Below are 21,651 nucleotides of genomic sequence, written 5' to 3' on the forward strand. Positions count from 1 at the left end.
CTGAAAATATGGGCCGGGTCGTCTAACTGATTGTGCAAAAAACGGGCGTTTTACAGTTCGGTTACGGTTTTGCTGGCCGCAAAACATGGGTGTGATCGGCAGCATACAGGCGGGAATCGGTGAAATCCTTCCGCCCAAAGACCCCGCCCACCATGATGAGAGCCGTCCGGGTGATACCACTACCTTTGACCTTGGCGCGGATATCGCCAAGCGTCCCGTGGATGAATTGCTGATCGGGCCAGGTGACGCGATAGGCGACAACAACCGGGCAATCTTCCCCGTAATGCGGGATCAGATCGCGAACGACATTGACCAGATTATTGATCGACAGATGCACCGCAAGGGTGGCGCGCGAACGACCCAATTCGGCCAGACTTTCACCTTCGGGCATGCAGGATGATCGCATGGCTGTGCGCGTCAGGATGACGGTTTGCGAAATATCAGGCAGGGTCAGCTCCGCCCCCAGTTCGGCGGCAGTGGCGGCATAGGCCGAAACGCCCGGCGTGATGTCATAGGGGATGCCAAGGTCATCAAGCCTGCGGATCTGTTCGGCAATTGCGCCATAGATCGACGGATCGCCGGAATGCACGCGCGCGACATCCTGCCCCGCGGCATGTGCCATTTCAATCTCGGCCAGAATTTCATCAAGGTTCATCGGCGCGGTATCAATCACGCGCGCGCCATCGGGGGCGGATTTGACGATTTCCTCGGGCACGAGTGATCCGGCATAGAGGCAGACCTGGCATTTTTCGATCAGTTTAAGCCCGCGAACGGTGATCAGATCGGGGGCGCCGGGACCGGCACCGATAAAATGAACGGTCATCAGTTTGCCTTATCGTTTTTGGGGTCGTTTTTGGGATTATCGAGGCTGTGGACCGGGGCGTTTGCAGCGTCCGGGCCCTTTTTGGCATAGCCGCGCGGGGTATAGACCCAGCTGTTTTCACCGCGTGTGATATGGCGGCTGTTGCTGGAGCCGACCAGAACGGTGGTCAGCATGTCGACCATATCGACTTCAAGTTTCGCAAGCGGAACGACTGTTATCTGTTCGTCCGGGCGGCCAAGCTGCCGACCCAGCACGACCGGCGTTTCCGGCCCGCGATGTTCAAGCAGGATATCGCGGGCTTGTGCCAGAAGATCACGGCGGCGTTTCGATACCGGGTTATAGAAGGCGATGACAAAGTCGCCCTCGCCCGCGGCCTTGAGCCGAAGCAGGATATCCTCGCGCGGGGTCAGAAGGTCAGAAAGCGATATCGCGCAGAAATCGTGGCCCAGAGGCGCACCGATCCGTGATGCGGCGGCTTGCAGGGCGGAAATGCCTGGTGATACCTGAACCGCAACCCGGTTCCAGTCAGAACGATCTTCGCGATCCAGCAGTTCAAACACAAGCGTTGCCAGCGCATAAATCCCGGCATCGCCAGACCCGATCAGGGCGACGTCCCTGCCAGTGGCGGCCAGTTCAAGTGCGTGTCTGGCACGGGCTTCTTCAGCGCCAAGGTCGGAATGATGGCAGGATTTGCCGTCAATCAGTGGCCCCAGAAGATCAAGATACATCTGATAACCGACAATATCGGTCGCACGCGAAATCAGGCTGCTGGCTTCGGGACTGCGCCAGCCGGGCTGTCCAGGGCCGATGCCGACAATCGACAAACGTCCCTGCGGACGACCCGATTGCAGCGGGACAATATCATCGATTGAAAGCCCGATGGCACAGGTGGCCCGTTTTGATTTCTGTTTCGAAACGATCAGGGTGCCATTGCTGCCGATGGTGGCAAGGGCTGCACCCTCGGCAACGCCGTGACAGCCGGTTTCGGCAAAGACGATGTCGGAGGGATTGGCAAGGCGGGGGGCTTCGGCTTCCAGTGTGGCGGCGTCATAGAAACGTGCCGGGACGCCGAGATGGTCGGCCAGTGCGTGAACGGCGGCTTCGTCTGCCTTGAGGTCGATGGACACAACGCACGCAACGCTTTGCGCACTCAGGCCATTTGCGACAAGGGTTTCGGTGGCGAGTTTGATCAGCTCGTCGGGAGCGCAGTGACGTTCGCAACCGACGCCAAGCGCCAGGACCGGCGGGCGATAGACGATTTCGTGATTGTTCTTGTCGTCGCCAATCGTATTTGTGGCTTTTGCGGTAGCGCGAATAACCACCGTGCCGGTGTCGCTGCGTTCGATATTGCTGTTGGTCAGCCAGGCGGCCGATCCTGCCTCGATCTCGAACCGGGCGGTTTCACCGGCCAGAAGGGCGGCGGTGGCCGGTTTGACGGCTTGCGGATTGGCAAGATGCCAGCCGACGGGGGGCTCATCAAGGGCCAGTCCCAGCATCGCATCGCCGGGCGTGGTGATCGCCGCCTGCCCGCCCAGTCGTTCGGCCAGATCGCGCGCCAGCCGGTTGCCACCGTGATGCCCGCCCAGAAGCGGGATGAAGGTGCTACCGGCTTCATCGACAGCGATGACGGCGGCGTCCTGCCATTTATCGGCCAGAAGCGGTGCCAGAGCACGGATCAGGATGCCCGATGCGCAAACACCGATGATCACATGGTCGGCCGAAAAAGTTCGTTGCAGATGTGCAATGGTATCGTCAAACGCCACATCAACGTCACTTGTTGAAACGCGTGTGCGCAGCCCATGCACCGATGCCCCCTGCAGGTTGGCAGCGATGCGTTTGGCGGTGGCAAGGGCGCGTTGCGTCAGGCAGACAACCGCAATTGGCGCAATCGGGTCCGTCGGCAGGATCGGGTTGGTGTTGCTGGCGGTGGGGATATTCGGGGGCGTCATCGCCATGCGTCTCCGCGACGGTGGATCAGGATCATCGAGAAATAGGGGGCGGTTGCATCCGCCGGAAGATCACCCAGCGGGATCATTTTCTGGGTTTCAAGTGTTGCGCGTTCGATATAGCGCGCCCGGTCGGTCAGGCCAAGTTCTTCGATCACCTTGCGGACTTTGGCGAAGTGACGGCCAAGTTTGATGATGGCGGCCGCATCGGTGTCGCCAAGTTGCGCGCGCAGGCGTTCTTCGGACAAGGGTCCCGGAATGACCTGCAACACATCGTTTCTGGCGGCAAGCGGTGCGCCAAGCTGGGCGGCGCAGGCCATCATCGAACTGACACCCGGCACGGTTTGAACCGGGTGGCCGGCCTCGGCCAGGCGACCAAACAGATACATGAAGCTGCCGTAAAAGAACGGATCGCCTTCGCACAGGACGGCAACGTTTTTTCCGGCTTTCAGATATTCGCCGATTTCAAGGGCGGCGGCATCATAGATCGGGTCGGCGGGTTGGCCCATGGTGATGCGAATGGCAATTTCGATCCGGCCATCAGGGACATGCTGGGCCACGATCTGGCGGGCCAGACTGGCACCGTCTTCGAGGGCCGGATAGGCAATCACATCCGCCTTTTGCAGGATGTTATAGGCTTTGAGCGTGATCAGGTCGGGTTCGCCCGGACCGATGCCAAGGCCATAGGCCGTACCCGCCACGGGTAATGCGCTGGCGGGTGTTGTGGCCGCGTCGCTCATGCTTTTACTCCGACATAGTGGGTGACGGGGGCAAGGTTGCTCCAGCCCCTGAAGCTGCCGCGTGGAACCAGCCGGGAAACCGACAGGCGCGACAGGGTGCCACCGTTTTTATTGTAAAATCGTAATAATTGTTCTTCGCCTTCCAGCGTGACCGTATTGGCCACCAGCCGCCCATGCATCGGCAGGATATCCCAGCACCGATCCATCAGACCGGATGTCGTGATGCCGCCGCCGACGAAAATCGCATCGGGTGTCGGAAGTTGATCGGCGAAGGCAATCACATCCTCGATCCCCTTTTGGCGGATCATCAGATCGGGTGTACCAAGGCGGATGGCATTTTTTGCGATCAGGTCGCAGCGTTTTGCATCGCGCTCTATGGCGATGGCCTGCCCCCCGGCGCGCATCCATTCGATTGAAACCGAACCGCATCCCGCCCCCAGATCCCAAAGCATGGCATCGCGCCATGGGGCAAGGGATGACAAGGTTTGGGCACGGATTTCGGATTTGGTGATCATCCCGTCATGGATGAAGGCATCATCGGGAAGACCGGCCCCATTGCCCAGAACGCGGCTTTTGGGACCGGCCACCAGATCAATCATGATCAGGTTCAGTGGATCAACCGGTTTGACATCGGGCATTGAGGTTGCCGTGGACTGCCATGTTTGGGCGGTCTGGGTGGTAATGCGTTCTTCTGTACCGCCCAGCCGTTCGCAAATCGTCATATGGCTTTGATCGTAGCCGGCTTCGCACAGCATGACGGCAACCAGTGCCGGGGTACTGCCATCGGCACTAAGCGCGATCAGTCTACCGCGCGATCGCAGGTGCGATCGCAGGATTTCCGGTTCGCGCCCATGCAGCGTGATCACATCGCATTCGGCAAGCGCCCAACCCATGCGGGCGGCGGCCAGACTGATGCTGGACGGGTGTGGGATCACGGTAATTGATCTGGATCCGAAATAATTGACCAGTGTATTGCCGACACCAAAGAACATTGGGTCGCCACTGGCGAGAATAACCGGGTTCTGATCAAGGCAATCCTCGATCAGGGGCATATTGGCCTCGAACGGGGTGATCCAGCTGTTCTGGGTGGCAATATTTGATCCGGGCAGCATGGCGATGTGGCGTTTGCCGCCAAAAATCACGCTGGCGGTTTCCAGAATCTGACGGGCAATCGTGCTTAGTCCGTCATAACCGTCTTCGCCAATGCCGATCACGGTGATTTTGCCGTTCAAGGGCGATTGTTCGTTCATTTGCCATTCCCCTTGTCAGGGTCGGTGGGTTTTGTGGCCGTGCCATCCGGTGTCTGCCCCGGCGATGCGAGGCGCGCCAATGCGTTAAGCGTTGCCGCGGTGACCGCACTGCCGCCAAACCGGCCGCGCAATGTGACGAACGGGATGTCACCGGCATGGGCAATCAGGGCTTCTTTGCTTTCCTCCGCACCGACAAAGCCCACCGGCATGCCGATGATCAATGCCGGTTTCGCCAGACGGTTCGAAATCAGGGCCTCAAGCAGATGAAAAAGCGCCGTTGGCGCGTTGCCGATGGCAATTATTGCACCATCGATATGATCTGCCCAATCTTCGATGGCGGCAGCCGACCGTGTGGTAGCAAGCTTGGCTGCGCGTTCGGCGTTGCCATCTGTATTCAGGGTGCAAATGACCGGGTTCTGTTGGGGCAGAAGGCGGTAAATGATCCCGTGACGGACCATTTCCGCATCACACAGGATCGGTTTGCCATTTTGCAGGGACCTGATTGCTGCGGTCACCACGTCGCCGCCAAAAGCAATCAGATCTCCCTTTTCAACCATGCCACAGGCATGAATGATCCGTACGGCAACCGACCGCAATTCTTCGGGAAAGCGGGCGAGATCGGCTTCGGCTTCGATGGTTGTAAAGCTTTGCCGATAGATTTCCTGCGGGTCCCGCAGATAGTCGAACATCGCCACACCTTTCGCAGGGAACAAAGGGCGACCGGTCAGGAACCGGTCGCTTTATTGGTTTCGTGGCTGTGATCGTGGCTGTGCCCGTGATCATGGCTGTGGTCATGAGAATGCCCATGATGATGGTGCCCGTGATCATGGCCATGACTGTGGCCGTGACTATGCCCGTCGGTGCCAATCCCCATCACATGATGATGATGGCCGACCTGCGGGGTTGCAACGTCGCCTTCATATCCAATGATCTGTTCGCGATATTTGCACAGCTGGCAGTTCATATTGTTGTCGCCGGTGTCAATTTCGGCCAGGCGTTCGGCAAAGCTTTCCAGCACCAGCGGATGATCGCGCAGATATTCCGCCTTAATGAATTCAACATCTTGGAATTCGGCCGCGATTTCGTCGGTATGGGCGTAAATCCGGTCGATCAAAATGCCTGCAAACAGGAAATACGGGAATACCACCACACGCTTGTAGCCAAGCTTCATGGCTTCGCGCAGACCGGCATTGACGCGCGGATGCGCAACCCCGGAATAGCTGATTTCGGTACGCCCGAAACCAAGCCCTTCCTGTAACATGCGTGCGACCTTATAGACGTTTGAATTGGCATCCGGGTCATTGGTGCCACGCCCGACGACCATCAAAAGCGTATCCTTGCGCGAGATGCTGTCATCAGCGGTTGCAAGGGCTTCTTCGATGCGATCAGCACTGGCACGCAGAAGTTTCGGGTCAATCGCCAGATCACGTCCGAATTTAACGTCGATATCCGGGTTTTCATGGGCGAAATTGTTCACTTCGCTTGGCAGGTCATTTTTGACGTGACCGGCGGCAAACAGCATGCCCGGCAGGGCGTAAATCTTTTTGTGGCCCATGGCTTTGAGTTTTTCAAAGCCATCGCGCAGGATCGGGTGCGCAAATTCGAGAAAGCCGCTTTCGACATCATAATCGGCCAGATGGGTCTGCTTCATTGTTTCAACCATGGCGTTGAACTGTGAAACAGCGCGCTCATCACGCGAACCGTGTCCGCATATCATTACGGCGCCTTTGGGGGACATAAAAGGCTGCTCCTTTGTCTCTCTCGTGTTTTGGTGCGCGACGGTCACAAACCGCCACGGTACCCGATGCCACCCCCGTTTTCACCGATTGGCCTGCGGAATGCAAGCCACAGCTGATTGGATAATCGTCGTAAGGGCGGGTCGGATAGAAAATACAAACTGTTGTGGTTTGTTTTACGGGCGATTGCAGATGTTGTGGTCACAAATCTTGCTACCCGAAATGATGGAATGGGTAAGTAACAGGTTTGAGGCCTCCTGATCTGGATGTTGAAGTGTTGTATGAGGAAAAAAATAAAAGTATGAATTTCTTTTATCAAAGCCCGTACCGATTGGCAAATCGTGCTGTTTGTTCGGTAATTTTCCCATGTAATCCCGGATGATGATTGACGGGCATGTGCCTGCGACGCACATTGCCGCAATGGAAACCATGATTCTTGAATTTCTGATTCCGCAGCCCGGTTTCATGGGCCCGCTTTTCACCGTGCTGGTTCTGGCACTGGTGCTTGATGCGGTTTGTGGGGATTTCCCGTGGCTGTTCGGGCGGGTGCCGCATCCGGTGGTCTGGATCGGCAATCTGATTGACTGGTTTGAAAAGCGCCTGAACAAACCGCGATATGGTAACAGTAATCGCTTTTTACGCGGAAGCCTCACCAGTCTGGCGGTGATTGCCTGTGCGGCGTCGTTTGGCGGCATGATCCAGCTGATATCGTCATTTGGCGATGTTTTCCGGTTTGCCGATATTCTGCTGCTTGCCATCCTGATTGCGCAAAAGGGGCTTTATCAGCATGTCAAAGACGTCTCGGTCGCGTTAAAGCGCGATGGCCTTGCAGGCGGAAGGGCAGCGGTTTCGATGATTGTCGGACGCGATCCGCAATCACTTGATGATGCCGGGGTCAGCCGGGCGGCGATTGAAAGCTGTGCGGAAAACTTTTCGGACGGCGTGGTCGCGCCGCTGTTCTGGTACGTGCTGGTCGGGCCGATTGGGCTTTGTGCCTATAAGGCGATCAATACGCTTGATTCGATGATCGGTCATCGCAGTGACCGTTATCTTTATTTCGGCAAGTTCGCGGCACGTCTTGATGATGTTGCGAACTTTGTCCCTGCACGGATTGCCGGTGGGGTGATCTGCCTTGCCGCTGTGATGGGCCGCAAAACTTCCGGCGCGCATGCCTGGAAAATCATGCTGCGCGATGCGTCAAAACACAAATCGCCCAATGCCGGGTGGCAGGAAGCTGCCTTTGCCGGGGCACTTGACCTGTCGCTTGCCGGACCGCGTCAATACGGGGCGGAGCTGGTTGAAGACCCCTATATCGGGGATGGCAGGCGGGATGCCGATGCCAGCGATATTGACCGTGCGCTTAAACTTTACACGACAGCATGCATTCTTAATGCCGCGTGGCCGGTGGTGTTGAAGATGATGTGGGTTTCGCTATGAGCTCAGGGAATGCCGTTGATCAGGTTGAGCAGGGGCAGCTGTTTCTTGATCTGGTGTTACGTAACCGTTTCAATCGGACAATCCTTGATCGGTTTGGTGATTTGGGAATTGATGACTGGTGGTTAACGGCTGGGTGTCTGGCGCAATCAATATGGAATATTTCAGCAAACCGTCCTGCTGAAGACCGGATTGATGACTATGATCTATTCTATTTTGACCCTGACATCCGTTGGAATGCTGAAGATAAGGTGATTGCACGAGTTGCTGATTTGTTCTCAGATCTGCCCATTCGGATCGAAATTCGCAATCAAGCAAGGGTGCCGATTTGGTACCGGAAGAAATTCGACATTGAATATGGTGATGTATCAGCTGCGTGCGACGGGATTGATCGATTTGCTTATCGAACAACTGCAATCGGGCTGCGCAAACTGCATGACGAGTATCGTATATACGCGCCATTTGGGCTTGAAGCGGTTTTGGAAGGCACAATCATTCCGAACCCCGTCCTGCCGATCCGGGATGTGTATGCGGCCAAAGTCATGCGATGGCGGAAAAAGTGGCCCTGCCTTAAAGTGATGCCATGGCCCGATAACCCGGAATAATCTGGATTATTTCTTGCCCTGATTGATCCGCGCAATGGTGGAGGTCGTCGAAAAACCGTCGGCGAGATTGGCCAGAACGACCTTGCCGCCATAGCCCTGAACGATATTTGCGCCGACAACCTTGTCGATGGTGTAATCGGCACCCTTGACCAGAATATCGGGTTTGAGGGCCTCGATCACCGTGATCGGGGTGTCTTCGCCGAAAATCACCACACCGCTGACGGTTTCAAGAGACCCCAGGACAGCCGCACGGGCAGCCTCGGATTGCACGGGGCGTGCTTCGCCCTTAAGGCGTTTGACCGATGCATCGGAATTAAGCCCGACAATCAGCCGGTCACAGTTGGATCGCGCCTGTTGCAGCAGGCTGAGATGGCCCGGATGCAGCAGATCGAAACAGCCATTGGTGAAGCCGACCTTATAACCCTTGCGGCGCCAGCGTTCGACACGGTCCACCATGCGGTCAAGCGGCATCAGTTTGGCTTCGCCGATCATCAGGTCGTGATGATGCAGAACAGAAATCAGTTCGTCCGGATAAACAACAGCGGTGCCGATCTTGCCAACCACGATGCCCGCGGCAACATTGGCAATACGCGCAGCGTCTGAAAGTGATGCGCCCCCGGCAATCGCCGATGCAAGGCAGGCAACGACCGTGTCACCGGCCCCCGATACATCAAATACTTCGCGTGCTTCGGTCGGAAGGTGGGTTGCCTCACCTTTGCTGGTGACAAGCGTCATGCCATCCTGGCTTCGGGTCAGAAGGACGTTTTCAATACCGCATTCGGTGATGATTTTGGTGGCTGCGGCAATTGCATCCTCGTCACTTTGAATGTCGATGCCGGTTGCGGCCTGGGCTTCGGCTCGGTTCGGGGTGACGACCGTCGCACCGCGATAGATGCTGTAATCTGTACCCTTGGGATCGACAATAACCGGTTTTCCGGCCTTGCGCGCGGCAGCAATGGTTGCGGCGACAACGTCACCATGCAAAACGCCCTTACCATAATCGGAAAGGATAATGGCACTGACATCGGGCGCTAGTTGTGCAGCCAAGGCAGACAGGTTGCTGATGGTTGGGGCGGCAAGCGTTGCGGTGGTTTCGTTATCAGATCGTAACAATTGTTGTCCGCCCGCGATATAGCGGGTTTTGATCGTTGTCGGGCGGTTGCGTTCAATCTGGATATAGGGCTCGACACCCTTGTCATTGGCGACATATTCCATCACCTCCCGGCCTGGAAGATCATCACCGACAAGGGAAAGAAAACGAACCGATGCGCCAAGGGCCGTCGCATTGCGGGCAACGTTGCCCGCACCACCCAGCATTGCACTTTCGCGTTCGACCCGGATGATCGGGATCGGTGCCTCGGGCGAAATACGGGTGACCGAGCCATAGACAAACCGGTCAAGCATCACATCGCCGATGCAAAGTACCTTGGCATTGGGCAGTTGTTCAACCAGTTGGGCCAGATGGCTGAGATCGGTCATGTGCGTATCGTCTTCTGTTCGTTAAATCGAAAGTGGCTCGGATCAGGCCTTGGTCAGGCCAAGGGTATGTTCGAGTGCGCCAACAAGCATTTGCCCGAGCTGTATATGCATTTCCTGAATACGGGCGGTGGTGTTGCTTGGCACGATCATCAACGGATCACACAGATCAACCATGGCGCCACCGGTTTTACCGGTCCAGCCAGTGGAAATCAGCCCCATCTTGCGCGCCTTTTCAAGGCCGAGATTGACGTTTTTGCTGTTGCCCGATGTCGAAATACCAATTGCGACATCTCCTGGCCGACCCAGTGCCTCGATCTGGCGGGAAAACAGATAATCAAATCCGAAATCATTGCCGATTGCGGTCAGTGCCGAGCTATCGGTTGTCAGGGCAATGGCCGGCAATGCACGCCGGTCATTGATGTAACGAACCGTGAATTCGGTTGCGATATGCTGCGCGTCGGCTGCTGATCCACCATTGCCAAAGAACAGGAGTTTGTTGCCTTCGTTCAGCGCATTGGTGCAGATCGATACCAGTTTTGCAAAGGGCGCACGCGTTGCTTCGCGGGTTTTGTCGACCAGATCAAGATGCTCGTCAAATTCGGCATCGAAGAAGGCATTGATATCCATGTTTTGATCTCTGGAATGTTCGAGGCTGATGAAATCGGCCTGAAACTAGCAGCTTGGATGATCCATTGCCATGACTTATCGTTTTTAAAAGTGGTGTTTTCGGCAAATATCGGAACATCAGGAAATGACTGATTTTCGGGTTTGGTTTCAATTTGTCACAATGATAAATACATAAGCTGTTAACGGCCCGCGAACTATTGTATTTCAATCGGGACTTTCGCCGCGCGTTGCACATTGGAAAATCTGGTCATCCTGTATGTCTGAAAGCACGTTACCCTCACCCGAAGCCTTTTTGGTCGATTATGTGCGCCGTCTTGAGCGTCGCAAGGATGGTGTGGGGGCGGTTCATGTGCATTTTTCAAAGCTGCTGCCGTTCAACCGGCGCGATCACCATATCCGCACGGCAATTGCATCATTCGAAGAAATCGTTCCTGATGTGACCGGGCGTATTTTCACGCTGTCCAATCAGGATCTGATTTTCATCTTTGATGCGGCCGAGATTGACGAGGTCAATGCAGTCATATTCCGGCTCAAATTCCTTTTCAATGATGATCCGCTGATCAGTGACGGCAAGGATGAAAGCGGCGCGCCTGCGACCTTTACCGACTATTTCGATGTCGCACAGCAATACAAGGATTTCCTGCATCTGGCACAAACGCTTGTGCGCTCAAACGCCAACCGTCCGCGTCAGGTCAGCAAGGCGGCCGAGCGTCACAACGACAGCCCGATGCTTGAAGATGATCGTGCACCGCTGACACCCAAAATACTGGGGCGTATTGACGAGGCATTGCGCAGGGCTGATCTTTCGAACCTGATGCGCAGGCAGGCGATTTGTGCGGTTGTCGGTGATGCGAACCCGACGCCGGTTTTTCACGAATTGTTCATTTCGATCAAGGATTTACAGCAAACACTGCTGCCCGATGTCAATGTTTTGTCCAATCGCTGGCTGTTTCAGCATCTGACGGAAATTCTTGATCGTCGCATGTTGTCGTTGCTGACACGCAGCAATGACGCATCGGTGACCGGTTCGGTCAGTATCAATCTGAATGTTTCGACCCTGCTGTCGCCGGATTTCCTGACATTTGACAGCAACGTCAAGGCAGGTCAGCGCGGAACCATCGTGCTTGAACTGCAAAAGATCGATATCTTTGCCGATCTTGGCGCATTCTTCTTTGCGCGTGATTTCTGCCGCGATCGTGGCTACCGGATTTGTATTGACGGGATCAGCCATCTTTCGCTGCCCTATATCAACCGCAACAAGCTTGGCGTTGATATGATCAAGATGATCTGGGATCCGGAAATGGAAAATCTGGACGAAGAGCACGGCAACGCCATGCGCGAAGCTGTGGCGCAATCAGGCGATACGCGCGTGATCATGTGCCGCTGCGATGATGAGCGGGCGATCAAATTTGGTCATTCGATCAATATCACCATGTTCCAGGGTCGCCATGTCGAGCATCTGCTGAGCGAGCGCACCAAAAAATAACGCCAGCAAACGGCCGGTATATTTTTAATTCCGAAATCAAAACGATTACGCGTCGCGGCTTGTGACACCTGCCTTGGCAAAGGTTGCCATGCCGTTGTGGCATTCCGCCGATGCCCGCAATAGCGGAATGGCAAGGGCTGCACCCGATCCTTCGCCAAGGCGCATGCCAAAATCGAGAAGCGCCTGTTTTCCAAGCTTTTCGATCAGTCGTTTATGGCCCGGTTCGGCCGAAACATGCCCGACCAGACAATGGTCAAGGGCATCGCTGCGAATAGTGCCAAGGATTGCCGCGGCTGCACAGGAAACATATCCATCAAGAAGAACCGGTACCCGTTGGTAACGTGCGGCCAGAATGGCGCCGGCCATCGCGGCAATTTCGCGTCCGCCGACACAGCGCAGAACGTCGAATGCATCATGGAACTGATTTTTGTGCAGGATGATGGCATCCCCGACCACGCGTGTTTTGCGTTTAAGCGTTTCATCGTCGATGCCGGTGCCGCGTCCGGTCCAGTCGGCGGCTTCACCGCCAAACAGGGCATAGGCAATGGCGGCGGCCGAGGTAGTATTGCCGATCCCCATTTCACCGGGCACAAAAAGGTCAATCCCCTTTTCGATGGCGCTCATGCCAAAGGCCATTGCTTCGGCGCAGCCTTCGTCATCCATGGCGGGTTCTTGCGAGAAATCGTTGGTCGGGATTTCAAGGGCGACTTCCATCACGCGCAGTTCCGCGTCAACCGTTTTGCAGATCTGGTTGATTGCCGCACCGCCATTGATGAAGTTTTCAACCATCTGCTGGTTGACCTCGGCCGGGAATGCCGACACGCCCTGTGCACAGACGCCGTGGCTTCCGGCAAAGACCGTGACACGCGGGCGTGTCATGTTCGGTCGTGAATTTCCTTGCCAACCTGCCAGCCAAAGGCTGATATCTTCCATCCTGCCGAGCGCGCCTGCGGGCTTGGTCAATTGTGGCTCGCGCGTACTTACGGCTGCCTGTGCCTCTGCATCGACACCGGGCAATTGGGCCATCAGGGTGCGGATTTCATCAAGACTTTGGGGGGGATGCTTGGGATCGAACATGGATAATCTCCGGCTGGCGGACAAGGATGCAAAGCGTCTTCTGCTTGGCTTCTGTCGCGCCCATGATTAGTCTGATTGCGTGCGAAATGCCAGTTCGAATATCGGAACACACCCGTGAACAATGATCATAATCAAGCCGGAATGAATTTGCAAAACCTTGATGATGATCAAGTTGATGCCAAAAAGCCAGAAACCAGATCTGAATCAGAACCTCAGCCTGAAGCACCCCCCACGGGGATGCTTGCTGATTTTTGGCGTGCTCTTGCCCTGCTAAGCCGGATACCGGTTTTCATTCCATGTGACTTCAGCGCGCATGCGATGGCACGATCAGTTTGGTGCTGGCCGCTGGTTGGGTTGTTCATGGCCGGGATTGCGATCATTCCGGCCTACGTCATCGAGATTCTGACCGGCAATGTCATGATTACGGCCATTGTCGCGACTTTTACCTTGATCGCGTTGACTGGGGCGATGCATGAGGATGGCATTGCCGATTGTGCCGACGGGTTTGGCGGTGGATTGGACCGTCAACGCAAGCTTGAAATCATGCGTGACAGCCGGATCGGGACTTATGGTGTTGTTGCGCTTGTTTTATGCCTAGCGATGCGCATCGCCCTTCTGGATGCTGCGGGTGAAAGTGGCAGCATGGCCGCCATCCTGATTGTGATGGCGACACTATCGCGTGCGGCGATGCCGATCGTGACCTATGTGTTTGATCCGGCGCGTGAAGATGGTCTTGGCAAAAGTGCCGGGCGACCCGACATTAAAGTGGTGAGCGCGGGTATTGCCATCGCCTTGGTTCTGGTGGTGATTGTTGCGGGTGCGGTGACCGCGTTCATGTGTCTGATTGCCATGATGGTCGGGGCATCGGTTGTCGGATGGATCGCCCGACATCAGATTGGCGGCCATACTGGCGATGTGCTGGGCATGACTCAAATCATCTCCGAGCTGCTTGTCGGTATTGCATTTATCGCGATACTTCAGATTGCCTGATGATAAGATCATGAAAAGAACCGTTCAAAACCGAGCCCAAACCCGGATCGTATTTTTCGACCGCATTTTTCCTTGGGGGAAGAATGGACAAAGCAGTGACAACCCGTTGGTGGCTTGTTCGCCATGCGCCGGTTCTCAACCCGGAACGGCTTGTCTATGGCCGAAGCGACGTGCCGGTTGATCTTACCGATGAAAAGGCATTGCGTGCCCTGTCGCGCCATTTGCCAAACGACGCGGTCTGGATTACGAGCCACCTTTCGCGCACGCTTGATACCGCGCTTAAACTTCTTGAGCTGATGGATGAAAACATCCTGCCGACGCGTGAAACCGGCTTTGCCGAACAGCATTTTGGCGCATGGGAAAAGAAACACTGGAATGATCTGCCCAAAGGGGAAACCACCCGTTTCTGGGCCGATTTCGCGCGCCAGCATCCTCCGAATGGTGAAAGTTTCAGCGACGTTGTCGAACGGGTTGGGCCAATATTTGACCGGCTGACAAGATATTGGGCCGGGCGCGATATTGTGGCCGTTATTCACGGCGGGACGGTGCGCGCGGCCCTTGCCAATGCGCTTGGTCTGTCGCTTGAGGCGGCCTTATCATTTCATATCGATACGCTTGGCGTGACACGGATCGAACATATAACCGGCGTCGATCAGCCGGGCTGGCGGGTGGCCGGTGTTAATCTGCGTTACTGATTAAAGGGGGGCTGGGCAGTACCCATCTGCCGATACCCTGTGGGGCTTGAATGACATGCCACACAGGGTATCAGTTTTCAGGCGGATTTCCGTTGATCGGTTTCCTGCGCATCGACAAGCGCATATTCCGACAAAAAGCGATCTACCATATCGGCAGAGACATCGTATCTGCCACAGATTGACGCGATATCGTCGAGATAGGCTTCGTAGTAAGGAATAGGCCGGCTGCGCGATTTGCCGCGAAGCTCGTTGATTTCCGTAAAGTCGGATGCAAATTCCGGTGCTTCGATAACCTGAATGATCGTGTCGTCGATGATGGCGGCGGGTTTGCCTTTGTATTTCTTACCACAGGCTGAAAGCATTTTGCTGGCGGTCGGGATGGATATCCCAGGCTGGCCCAGAAGCAGTGACATTTGATCTTCGTCGAAATCGTCATTTTCGAACAATTCCACGAGTTTCGTCAGGTCACGGACCAGAAGCGAAAGCGCATTTACGCGGATGCCACGCGCATGCGACCAAATGATGGTCGCGACAACACCACAGGTCGGACGGCTGGCATAAATGTTTCGAACATCACGACGCGCCAATGATATTTCACCATTCACAGCATGATGTTGCAGGAATTCGGGAAAGGATTGATCATTATAGCTCAATCTATCCAGCAGCCCGCGCCACATGTCTTCGCGTGATACGGTCTGCCAGGTTGTTGATTTCAGATTCCGAATTCGTTGAATTTGTTCATGAATTGCCATTTGATCAGCAAATTTCCAATTAACCCCAAGAAGTTTTTCCGAAACCCTTTGCGGTTTCGGCATCCGGACTTTGTTTGTTTTGTAATGTCCGGCGGTCACGCGGGCGGCTTTTGTCGGCTCTGATCCATCGTGACAAAATTATGTTCTCCTAAAGAATAACCGCCGACAAGCAGTCAATTCTTACAAATACTGACCTTATGGCTAGGTCGGAGTTTGGGCTTTGGTCGTGGGAGCAAAGCTGCTAGGTTCGGCGCTGCCGTTTGGTGATGGGAAACCGGTGTGATGCCGGTGCTGCCCCCGCAACTGTAACGGGTTGGGTGATCCGGGTGATGTGATGTCACAAGCCACCGGTAATGTTGATTTGCAGACAACATGCCGGGAAGGCGGATTGCTTTCATGCCCGCAGCCAGGAAACCAGCCATCGGTATCCCTGTTCGTAAGGATATGGGGTAACGCAATCCGGCCTCGGTGGGAGGTCAAAGCGAAGGAAAGCGGCTATGACCCAGAATATGGCTGATAACAGCCAGCTTGCCGGGATCCATCTGATCCTTGGCGGTGCCAGATCGGGCAAAAGCCGGTTTGCCGAAAACCGGATCAACCATGCAGGCGGCGGTATTTATGTCGCGACCGGCCGGGCATGGGACGAGGAAATGGCAAATCGCATCGAACTTCACAAATCATCGCGCGGCGAGATATGGCAAACGATTGAGGAACCGCTTGATCTTTTCGGTGTCCTGTCTGCCTGCAATCGCGACGGCAGCAAACCGGTACTGGTCGATTGTCTGACGCTTTGGCTGACCAATCTGATGCTGGAAGATCGCGATATCGAGGCCGAGTTTGACCGGCTTTGCGACCTTTTGCCGGAGCTGGATATCCCAGTTCTTCTGGTTTCGAACGAGGTCGGTTTCGGGATTGTGCCGGAAAATGCCATGGCGCGCAGCTTTCGCGATCATGCCGGACGATTGCATCAACGGATTGCCGAGCTTGCCGATCAGGTGACGCTTGTGGTTGCGGGCATTCCGATGTCGGTTAAATAGATCAGAATTCATAGATTTAAGGGTAATTGAATATGGCACAGCTTGGAAAAATTCCGGCAACAGTGATCACCGGTTTTCTTGGTGCAGGCAAAACCACGATGATCCGCAATATGCTGGAAAATGCCGGGGGTAAGCGGATTGCGCTGATCATTAACGAATTTGGTGATCTGGGCGTGGACCGCGAAGTGATAAATGGTTGTGGCATTTCGGGATGTGCCGAGGACGACGTTGTCGAACTTGCAAACGGGTGCATCTGTTGCACGGTGGCCGATGATTTCCTGCCGACCATCAAGGGCCTGATTGATCGCGACACGCCGCCTGATCATATCGTTATCGAAACATCAGGGTTGGCACTGCCAAAACCGTTGGTCAAGGCGTTCAACTGGCCGGAAATCCGTTCACGGGTCACGGTAGATGGTGTGGTGGCTGTTCTGGACGGGGCGGCATTGCGCGACGGGCTGTTTGCCCATGATCATCATGCGGTTCAGGCCCAACGCGAGGCGGATGATAATCTTGATCATGAAAGCCCGCTTGAGGAACTGTTTGAAGAGCAGCTTCATTGCGCCGATATGGTGGTTCTGAACAAAACCGACCTGCTTACAGAAGCTGAAATTGCCAAGGTCGAGGCAGATATCCGGGCCGAGCTGAAACGCCCATCGGTCAAGATCATCGCGACCGCGCATTCGAAGGTCGAAAATGCTGTTTTGCTGGGACTTGGAGCGGCGGCCGAAGACGATCTTGATAGCCGCCCCTCACATCATGACGATGGTCACGAACATGACCACGACGATTTTGAAAGCTTTGTCGTGTCACTTGACGCGGTTGACGATGCGGCCGTGCTTGAAAAACGCCTGATTGATGTCGTGCGTCAGTTCGATGTCCTGCGGATCAAGGGTTTTCTTGATATTCCCGGCAAGCCGATGCGCCAGGTTGTTCAGGGCGTTGGTGAGAGATTCCAGCGTTATTTCGACCGGCCGTGGGCCGAAACCGAAACGCGCCGGTCGGAACTGGTGGTGATCGGCCTGCATGGCTTGGATCGCGGTGCCATCGAAGCGGCAATCAAGGCATCGTGACATTTTGAAATTGTAAGATCATCCGGTCGACAACGTTGTGCGGGCGGATGATCTTGAACCAGCACACGATAAAAGAAACGGACATTTCCGATGCATCTGCTTGCCGCCCAGCCTGGGCTTGTTACCGATGGAAGCGAAGCCGTCGATCTGGGGCAAAGCCCGGGCGATGTCGTTATCCTGTCGGCAGCAGAGTCCGAGCTTGCCTGTCTGGCCGGGGCGCAGGCGCGATTGCATTCAGCATTTGGCGACGCGACACCGTCGCTGCGATTGGCAAGTCTATTGCAGCTGGGTCACAACATGTCGGTCGATCTTTATGTCGAGGATGTTCTGACCGATGCCAAATTCATCATCGTGCGCATTCTGGGCGGGCGGGGATATTGGGAATACGGGATCGAACAGCTGGTCGAACTGGCCCGTCGCAACGACGTGCCGTTGGTACTGTTGCCAGGTGACGATCAACCCGATGCGGAACTGTTGTCGTTATCGACGGTAAAGGGTGCAACGTATCAGCAAATCTGGCGTTACCTGATCGAAGGTGGTCCGGGAAATGCTGAACATTTACTGCGTCTTATATATGAAAAGTTGAACCCGTCTGTCAGTTGGGACTGGAAGCCGGCGGCACCCTTGGTCAAGGCAGGCCTTTATTGGCCGGGGAAAATCACCGCAAATCTCGAAGAAATTGAACAGAATTGGAAACAAAATCATACTGTTGTCTCGATCATCTTCTACCGTGCATTAATTCAGGCTGGTAATCTGGATGTAATTGATGCGCTGGTTGAGGAGTTGTTGGGTAATAGCCTCAATCCATTGCCTGTTTTTGTTGCCAGCCTCAAAGACCCGGTTGCGGCGGCCTTGGTTGAAGAATGGCTGGGGTCAACACGTGCGGATTTGATCCTGAACACCACCGGCTTCTCTCTTTCCGTTCCGGGTGTGGAACGAAAAGATGGGCCGTTTGATGTTGTCGATGCACCGGTTTTCCAGGTGGTGCTATCTGGCGGTGGAGAAGCATCGTGGCGGGATGGGGTGAACGGGCTTGCCGCGCGGGATATTGCGATGAATGTCGCACTTCCCGAAGTTGATGGCCGTATTTTATCGCGCGCCGTGTCGTTCAAGGGATCGGCGGGCAAGGATGCCCTGACGCAGATTGATCTGGTTAAATATATCCCGGTGCGCGATCGGGTGGCGTTTGTTGCCGAACTGGCAGCCAATTGGGTCAAATTGCGCAAGACGGACGCCCCGATGTGCAAAGTCGCGATGATCATGGCCAATTATCCCAACAAGGATGCGCGCCTTGGCAATGGTGTGGGGCTTGATACACCGGCCGGGATGATTGAAACCCTTCGGGCGATGAAGGATGCCGGGTACAAGATTGATGACCTGCCGGAAAATGGCGATGCCCTGATCGCGGCGGTCAAGGCCGGACCGACGAATGATTTCAAGTCGCTGGCTGATCGCACCGTTCGTGTGACGATCCCGGTTGCCGATTATCGCGCGGCATTTGCCACCCTGCCCGCACGCACCCGTCAGCAGGTAACGGATGCTTGGGGAGAGCCGGAGAGTGATCCGTTTTATCTGCCAGATCGGTCGGCGATTGCCCTTTCGATCCTGCCGATGGGCAATGTTGTAGTTGGGCTGCAACCGGCACGCGGATACAATATCGATCCGTTTGAAAGCTATCATTCGCCCGATCTGGTGCCGCCGCATAACTATTTCGCGTTTTATATCTGGCTGCGCCATCATTTCGGAGCGCATGCCGTCATTCATTTCGGCAAACACGGCAATATGGAATGGCTGCCGGGCAAGTCATTAGCGCTGTCGGAAGAATGTTTCCCCGAAGCCGTGTTTGGCCCGACACCGCATTTCTATCCCTTTATCGTCAATGATCCGGGGGAAGGCACACAGGCCAAGCGCCGTGCACAGGCGGTGATCCTTGATCATCTGACCCCGCCTTTGACGCGGGCAGAAAGTTACGGACCGCTTAAGGATCTGGAGGCGCTGGTTGATGAATACTACGACGCAGCAGCAGTTGATCCACGCAGATTGATCATCCTGAAGCGTGACATCCTTGAGCTTGCTATTCGCATCGGGCTTGACCGCGATTGCGGGATTGAGCCGGACGAGGACGAGGAAAGCGCGCTTGCCAAGCTTGATAATTACCTGTGCGAATTGAAGGAACTTCAGATCCGCGATGGCTTACATATCTTTGGTAAGGCACCGGAAGGGGATCTTTTGACCGATCTTCTGGTCGCACTGGCAAGATTGCCGCGCGGGTCGAGCGAGGGGCCAAAGGCATCACTTCATCGGGCCTTGGCCGCCGATATTCTTGGCGATCCCGGTTTTGATCCGCTTGATTGTGCCTTTGCCGAGTTTTGGCCGGGGATTAAGCCCGAAATTCTTGCGCAATATGACGTTGGGGCGTGGCGTACTACGGGCGATACGGTAGAGCGGATCGAGCTTCTGGCGCGTGATCTGGTACGTGGGGAGGTGGTCGCGGATCAGGCATGGCAACGGACAATTGAAGTTCTTTCCGATATCGAAATATCTATTCGTCCGGCAGTGACAGCCTGTGGCGAGGCAGAGATTGCCGGATTGCTGCGCGGTCTTGCGGGCAAATTTGTCGAACCGGGACCATCGGGGGCCCCAACGCGCGGCCGACCGGACGTGTTGCCGACCGGGCGGAATTTCTATTCGGTTGATACGCGCACGATCCCGACCCCGGCAGCATGGCAATTGGGATGGAAATCCGCCGAATTGCTGTTGGAACGGCATGTGCAGGATCATGGTGAATGGCCCGTGGCCCTTGGCCTCTCGGTTTGGGGCACCAGCAATATGCGCACCGGTGGTGATGACATTGCCCAGGCGCTTGCCCTGATGGGGGTTCGGCCAACATGGGACAGCGCATCGCGCCGTGTGACCGGGTTCGAGATTATGCCAGCATCTCTGCTGGGGCGACCGCGCGTTGATGTGACGTTGCGCATATCGGGGTTCTTCCGCGATGCATTCCCCGGCCTGATTGACCTGTTTGACAGCGCGGTACGTGCGGTCGCCGCGCAAACTGACGAAGCGCCCGACATGAACCCGATTGCGGTTGGGGTGGCGGCAGAAACGGCAAAGCTGTGTGACGCCGGGGCCAGTCCTGATCAAGCCAGAAAACAGGCAGCATATCGCGTGTTTGGTGCCAAACCCGGTGCCTATGGCGCGGGATTACAGGCAATGATTGATGAAGAGCTTTGGGAAGATGACGCCGATCTGGCGGATGCCTATCTGGCGTGGGGCAGTTATGCCTATGGCAACGGGGCGGAGGGCGAAGCCGCGCGTGATATGTTTGAAACACGGCTGTCGCGGGTTGATGCGATTGTCCATAATCAGGACAACCGCGAACATGATTTGCTGGATTCCGATGATTATTATCAGTTCGAAGGCGGAATGACATCGGCGGTCCGGCATTTATCCGGCAAGCAGCCAACAGTTTATCATAGCGACCATTCCCGCCCGGAAAGCCCGAAAATCCGTACATTGGAAGAAGAAATTGCCCGTGTTGTCCGGGCACGCGTGGTCAATCCGAAATGGATCAAAGGCGTAATGCGCCACGGCTATAAGGGTGCGTTTGAAATGGCGGCAACGGTGGATTACCTGTTTGCCTTTGCCGCGACGGCGCGGTGTGTCGCCGATCATCATTTTGATCTGGTTTATGATGCGTATCTTGGCGATCGCGATGTGCGTGATTTTATCAGGGATCATAATCCCGATGCGCTTCGCGATATTCGCAACCGCCTGCGCGAGGCGATTGATCGTGGCCTTTGGCAGCCGCGCCGGAATTCCGTATCAGTCGATCTGATGGGGAATGGCGCCCCATAACAGCGCATTATCCAATATTGCGAATCACGAGAATTTTACCGTT

General features: G+C 55.5%; 18 protein-coding genes and 1 riboswitch. Of the genes, 8 read left to right on the forward strand and 10 right to left on the reverse strand.

Annotated features, from left to right (window positions below; genetic code table 11):
• Positions 1-61 precede the first annotated feature (61 nt).
• The 6 genes from cobM to SMB34_RS08350 are packed head-to-tail and all read right to left on the reverse strand — an operon-like array spanning position 62 to position 6,497.
• Positions 62-823 carry a precorrin-4 C(11)-methyltransferase gene (gene cobM, locus SMB34_RS08325; protein WP_007088392.1) on the reverse strand — a complete coding sequence of 254 codons (762 nt, stop codon included), beginning with the start codon at positions 821-823 and terminating at the stop codon, positions 62-64.
• On the reverse strand, positions 823-2,772 hold the full coding sequence (gene cobJ, locus SMB34_RS08330) for a precorrin-3B C(17)-methyltransferase (RefSeq protein ID WP_240478782.1): 1,950 nt from the start codon (positions 2,770-2,772) through the stop codon (positions 823-825). Before cobJ ends, cobM begins: the two co-directional genes overlap by 1 nt.
• Positions 2,769-3,509: a precorrin-2 C(20)-methyltransferase gene (cobI, locus tag SMB34_RS08335; RefSeq protein ID WP_007088390.1), complete on the reverse strand. Its 741-nt coding sequence runs from the start codon at positions 3,507-3,509 to the stop codon at positions 2,769-2,771. Before cobI ends, cobJ begins: the two co-directional genes overlap by 4 nt.
• Positions 3,506-4,759 (reverse strand): bifunctional cobalt-precorrin-7 (C(5))-methyltransferase/cobalt-precorrin-6B (C(15))-methyltransferase, encoded by a 1,254-nt coding sequence (locus tag SMB34_RS08340; RefSeq protein ID WP_007088389.1) that lies wholly within the window; start codon positions 4,757-4,759, stop codon positions 3,506-3,508. The genes cobI and SMB34_RS08340 overlap by 4 nt, the downstream gene beginning before the upstream one ends.
• The gene (locus SMB34_RS08345) at positions 4,756-5,448 is read right to left on the reverse strand and encodes a precorrin-8X methylmutase (protein WP_007088388.1); all 693 of its coding nucleotides are present in this window, start codon (positions 5,446-5,448) and stop codon (positions 4,756-4,758) included. Before SMB34_RS08345 ends, SMB34_RS08340 begins: the two co-directional genes overlap by 4 nt.
• Positions 5,449-5,483: 35 nt before the next feature.
• The gene (locus tag SMB34_RS08350; RefSeq protein ID WP_037989130.1) at positions 5,484-6,497 is read right to left on the reverse strand and encodes a sirohydrochlorin chelatase; all 1,014 of its coding nucleotides are present in this window, start codon (positions 6,495-6,497) and stop codon (positions 5,484-5,486) included.
• Positions 6,498-6,924: 427 nt separating this feature from the next.
• Between SMB34_RS08350 and cbiB the strand changes: the two genes are divergently transcribed.
• Together cbiB and SMB34_RS08360 are read left to right on the forward strand one after the other, a co-directional pair.
• Entirely contained in the window at positions 6,925-7,932 is a 1,008-nt protein-coding gene (gene cbiB / locus SMB34_RS08355) for an adenosylcobinamide-phosphate synthase CbiB (protein WP_051682203.1), read from the forward strand.
• A complete protein-coding gene (locus SMB34_RS08360) occupies positions 7,929-8,534 on the forward strand; it encodes a nucleotidyltransferase family protein (RefSeq protein ID WP_007088385.1) in 606 nt (201 codons plus the stop codon). Before cbiB ends, SMB34_RS08360 begins: the two co-directional genes overlap by 4 nt.
• Before the next feature lie 6 nt (positions 8,535-8,540).
• On the opposite strand, the gene rfaE1 is transcribed toward SMB34_RS08360, so the two are convergent.
• Positions 8,541-10,013 (reverse strand): D-glycero-beta-D-manno-heptose-7-phosphate kinase, encoded by a 1,473-nt coding sequence (gene rfaE1 / locus SMB34_RS08365; RefSeq protein ID WP_007088384.1) that lies wholly within the window; start codon positions 10,011-10,013, stop codon positions 8,541-8,543.
• A gap of 42 nt (positions 10,014-10,055) precedes the next feature.
• On the reverse strand, positions 10,056-10,640 hold the full coding sequence (locus tag SMB34_RS08370; RefSeq protein ID WP_007088383.1) for a D-sedoheptulose 7-phosphate isomerase: 585 nt from the start codon (positions 10,638-10,640) through the stop codon (positions 10,056-10,058).
• A gap of 256 nt (positions 10,641-10,896) precedes the next feature.
• Between SMB34_RS08370 and SMB34_RS08375 the strand changes: the two genes are divergently transcribed.
• Positions 10,897-12,126, forward strand: a complete 1,230-nt coding sequence (locus SMB34_RS08375) for an EAL domain-containing protein (protein WP_007088382.1) — start codon at positions 10,897-10,899, stop codon at positions 12,124-12,126.
• A gap of 45 nt (positions 12,127-12,171) precedes the next feature.
• On the opposite strand, the gene cobT is transcribed toward SMB34_RS08375, so the two are convergent.
• Positions 12,172-13,203: a nicotinate-nucleotide--dimethylbenzimidazole phosphoribosyltransferase gene (gene cobT / locus SMB34_RS08380; RefSeq protein WP_037989131.1), complete on the reverse strand. Its 1,032-nt coding sequence runs from the start codon at positions 13,201-13,203 to the stop codon at positions 12,172-12,174.
• A gap of 237 nt (positions 13,204-13,440) precedes the next feature.
• Here cobT and cobS point away from each other — a divergent pair, with 237 nt between their 5' ends.
• Complete coding sequence (cobS, locus tag SMB34_RS08385; RefSeq protein WP_037989300.1) at positions 13,441-14,193, forward strand: adenosylcobinamide-GDP ribazoletransferase; 753 nt, start codon at positions 13,441-13,443, stop codon at positions 14,191-14,193.
• An 83-nt stretch (positions 14,194-14,276) separates the two neighbouring features.
• Positions 14,277-14,888, forward strand: a complete 612-nt coding sequence (locus tag SMB34_RS08390) for a histidine phosphatase family protein (RefSeq protein ID WP_037989132.1) — start codon at positions 14,277-14,279, stop codon at positions 14,886-14,888.
• 77 nt (positions 14,889-14,965) lie between these two features.
• Here SMB34_RS08390 and SMB34_RS08395 read toward each other — a convergent pair whose 3' ends face one another.
• Positions 14,966-15,541, reverse strand: a complete 576-nt coding sequence (locus SMB34_RS08395) for a hypothetical protein (RefSeq protein WP_240478783.1) — start codon at positions 15,539-15,541, stop codon at positions 14,966-14,968.
• A 342-nt stretch (positions 15,542-15,883) separates the two neighbouring features.
• A riboswitch (cobalamin riboswitch) is annotated at positions 15,884-16,077 on the forward strand.
• A gap of 60 nt (positions 16,078-16,137) precedes the next feature.
• Between SMB34_RS08395 and cobU the strand changes: the two genes are divergently transcribed.
• The 3 genes from cobU (at position 16,138) to cobN (ending at position 21,608) form a co-directional block, all read left to right on the forward strand.
• Positions 16,138-16,677, forward strand: a complete 540-nt coding sequence (gene cobU, locus SMB34_RS08400; protein ID WP_205618041.1) for a bifunctional adenosylcobinamide kinase/adenosylcobinamide-phosphate guanylyltransferase — start codon at positions 16,138-16,140, stop codon at positions 16,675-16,677.
• Between the two features lie 32 nt (positions 16,678-16,709).
• Entirely contained in the window at positions 16,710-17,750 is a 1,041-nt protein-coding gene (cobW, locus tag SMB34_RS08405; protein ID WP_037989136.1) for a cobalamin biosynthesis protein CobW, read from the forward strand.
• Positions 17,751-17,840: 90 nt separating this feature from the next.
• A complete protein-coding gene (gene cobN / locus SMB34_RS08410) occupies positions 17,841-21,608 on the forward strand; it encodes a cobaltochelatase subunit CobN (protein WP_037989137.1) in 3,768 nt (1,255 codons plus the stop codon).
• The last annotated feature ends 43 nt before the right edge of the window (positions 21,609-21,651 follow it).

This window comes from Thalassospira permensis NBRC 106175, from assembly GCF_000714555.1.
Classification (GTDB): domain Bacteria; phylum Pseudomonadota; class Alphaproteobacteria; order Rhodospirillales; family Thalassospiraceae; genus Thalassospira; species Thalassospira xiamenensis.

Bases quoted from the DNA above. Each gene is read 5' to 3' on its own strand.
- SMB34_RS08340 (WP_007088389.1), bottom strand. From the start codon at position 4,759: ATGAACGAACAATCGCCCTTGAACGGCAAAATCACCGTGATCGGCATT.
- SMB34_RS08345 (WP_007088388.1), bottom strand. From the start codon at position 5,448: ATGTTCGACTATCTGCGGGACCCGCAGGAAATCTATCGGCAAAGCTTT.
- cobT (WP_037989131.1), bottom strand. From the start codon at position 13,203: ATGTTCGATCCCAAGCATCCCCCCCAAAGTCTTGATGAAATCCGCACC.
- SMB34_RS08370 (WP_007088383.1), bottom strand. From the start codon at position 10,640: ATGGATATCAATGCCTTCTTCGATGCCGAATTTGACGAGCATCTTGAT.
- cobI (WP_007088390.1), bottom strand. From the start codon at position 3,509: ATGAGCGACGCGGCCACAACACCCGCCAGCGCATTACCCGTGGCGGGT.
- SMB34_RS08390 (WP_037989132.1), top strand. From the start codon at position 14,277: ATGGACAAAGCAGTGACAACCCGTTGGTGGCTTGTTCGCCATGCGCCG.
- rfaE1 (WP_007088384.1), bottom strand. From the start codon at position 10,013: ATGACCGATCTCAGCCATCTGGCCCAACTGGTTGAACAACTGCCCAAT.
- cobS (WP_037989300.1), top strand. From the start codon at position 13,441: ATGCTTGCTGATTTTTGGCGTGCTCTTGCCCTGCTAAGCCGGATACCG.
- cobU (WP_205618041.1), top strand. From the start codon at position 16,138: ATGACCCAGAATATGGCTGATAACAGCCAGCTTGCCGGGATCCATCTG.
- SMB34_RS08360 (WP_007088385.1), top strand. From the start codon at position 7,929: ATGAGCTCAGGGAATGCCGTTGATCAGGTTGAGCAGGGGCAGCTGTTT.
- SMB34_RS08375 (WP_007088382.1), top strand. From the start codon at position 10,897: ATGTCTGAAAGCACGTTACCCTCACCCGAAGCCTTTTTGGTCGATTAT.
- cobN (WP_037989137.1), top strand. From the start codon at position 17,841: ATGCATCTGCTTGCCGCCCAGCCTGGGCTTGTTACCGATGGAAGCGAA.
- SMB34_RS08350 (WP_037989130.1), bottom strand. From the start codon at position 6,497: ATGTCCCCCAAAGGCGCCGTAATGATATGCGGACACGGTTCGCGTGAT.
- cobW (WP_037989136.1), top strand. From the start codon at position 16,710: ATGGCACAGCTTGGAAAAATTCCGGCAACAGTGATCACCGGTTTTCTT.
- cobM (WP_007088392.1), bottom strand. From the start codon at position 823: ATGACCGTTCATTTTATCGGTGCCGGTCCCGGCGCCCCCGATCTGATC.
- cbiB (WP_051682203.1), top strand. From the start codon at position 6,925: ATGATTCTTGAATTTCTGATTCCGCAGCCCGGTTTCATGGGCCCGCTT.
- cobJ (WP_240478782.1), bottom strand. From the start codon at position 2,772: ATGACGCCCCCGAATATCCCCACCGCCAGCAACACCAACCCGATCCTG.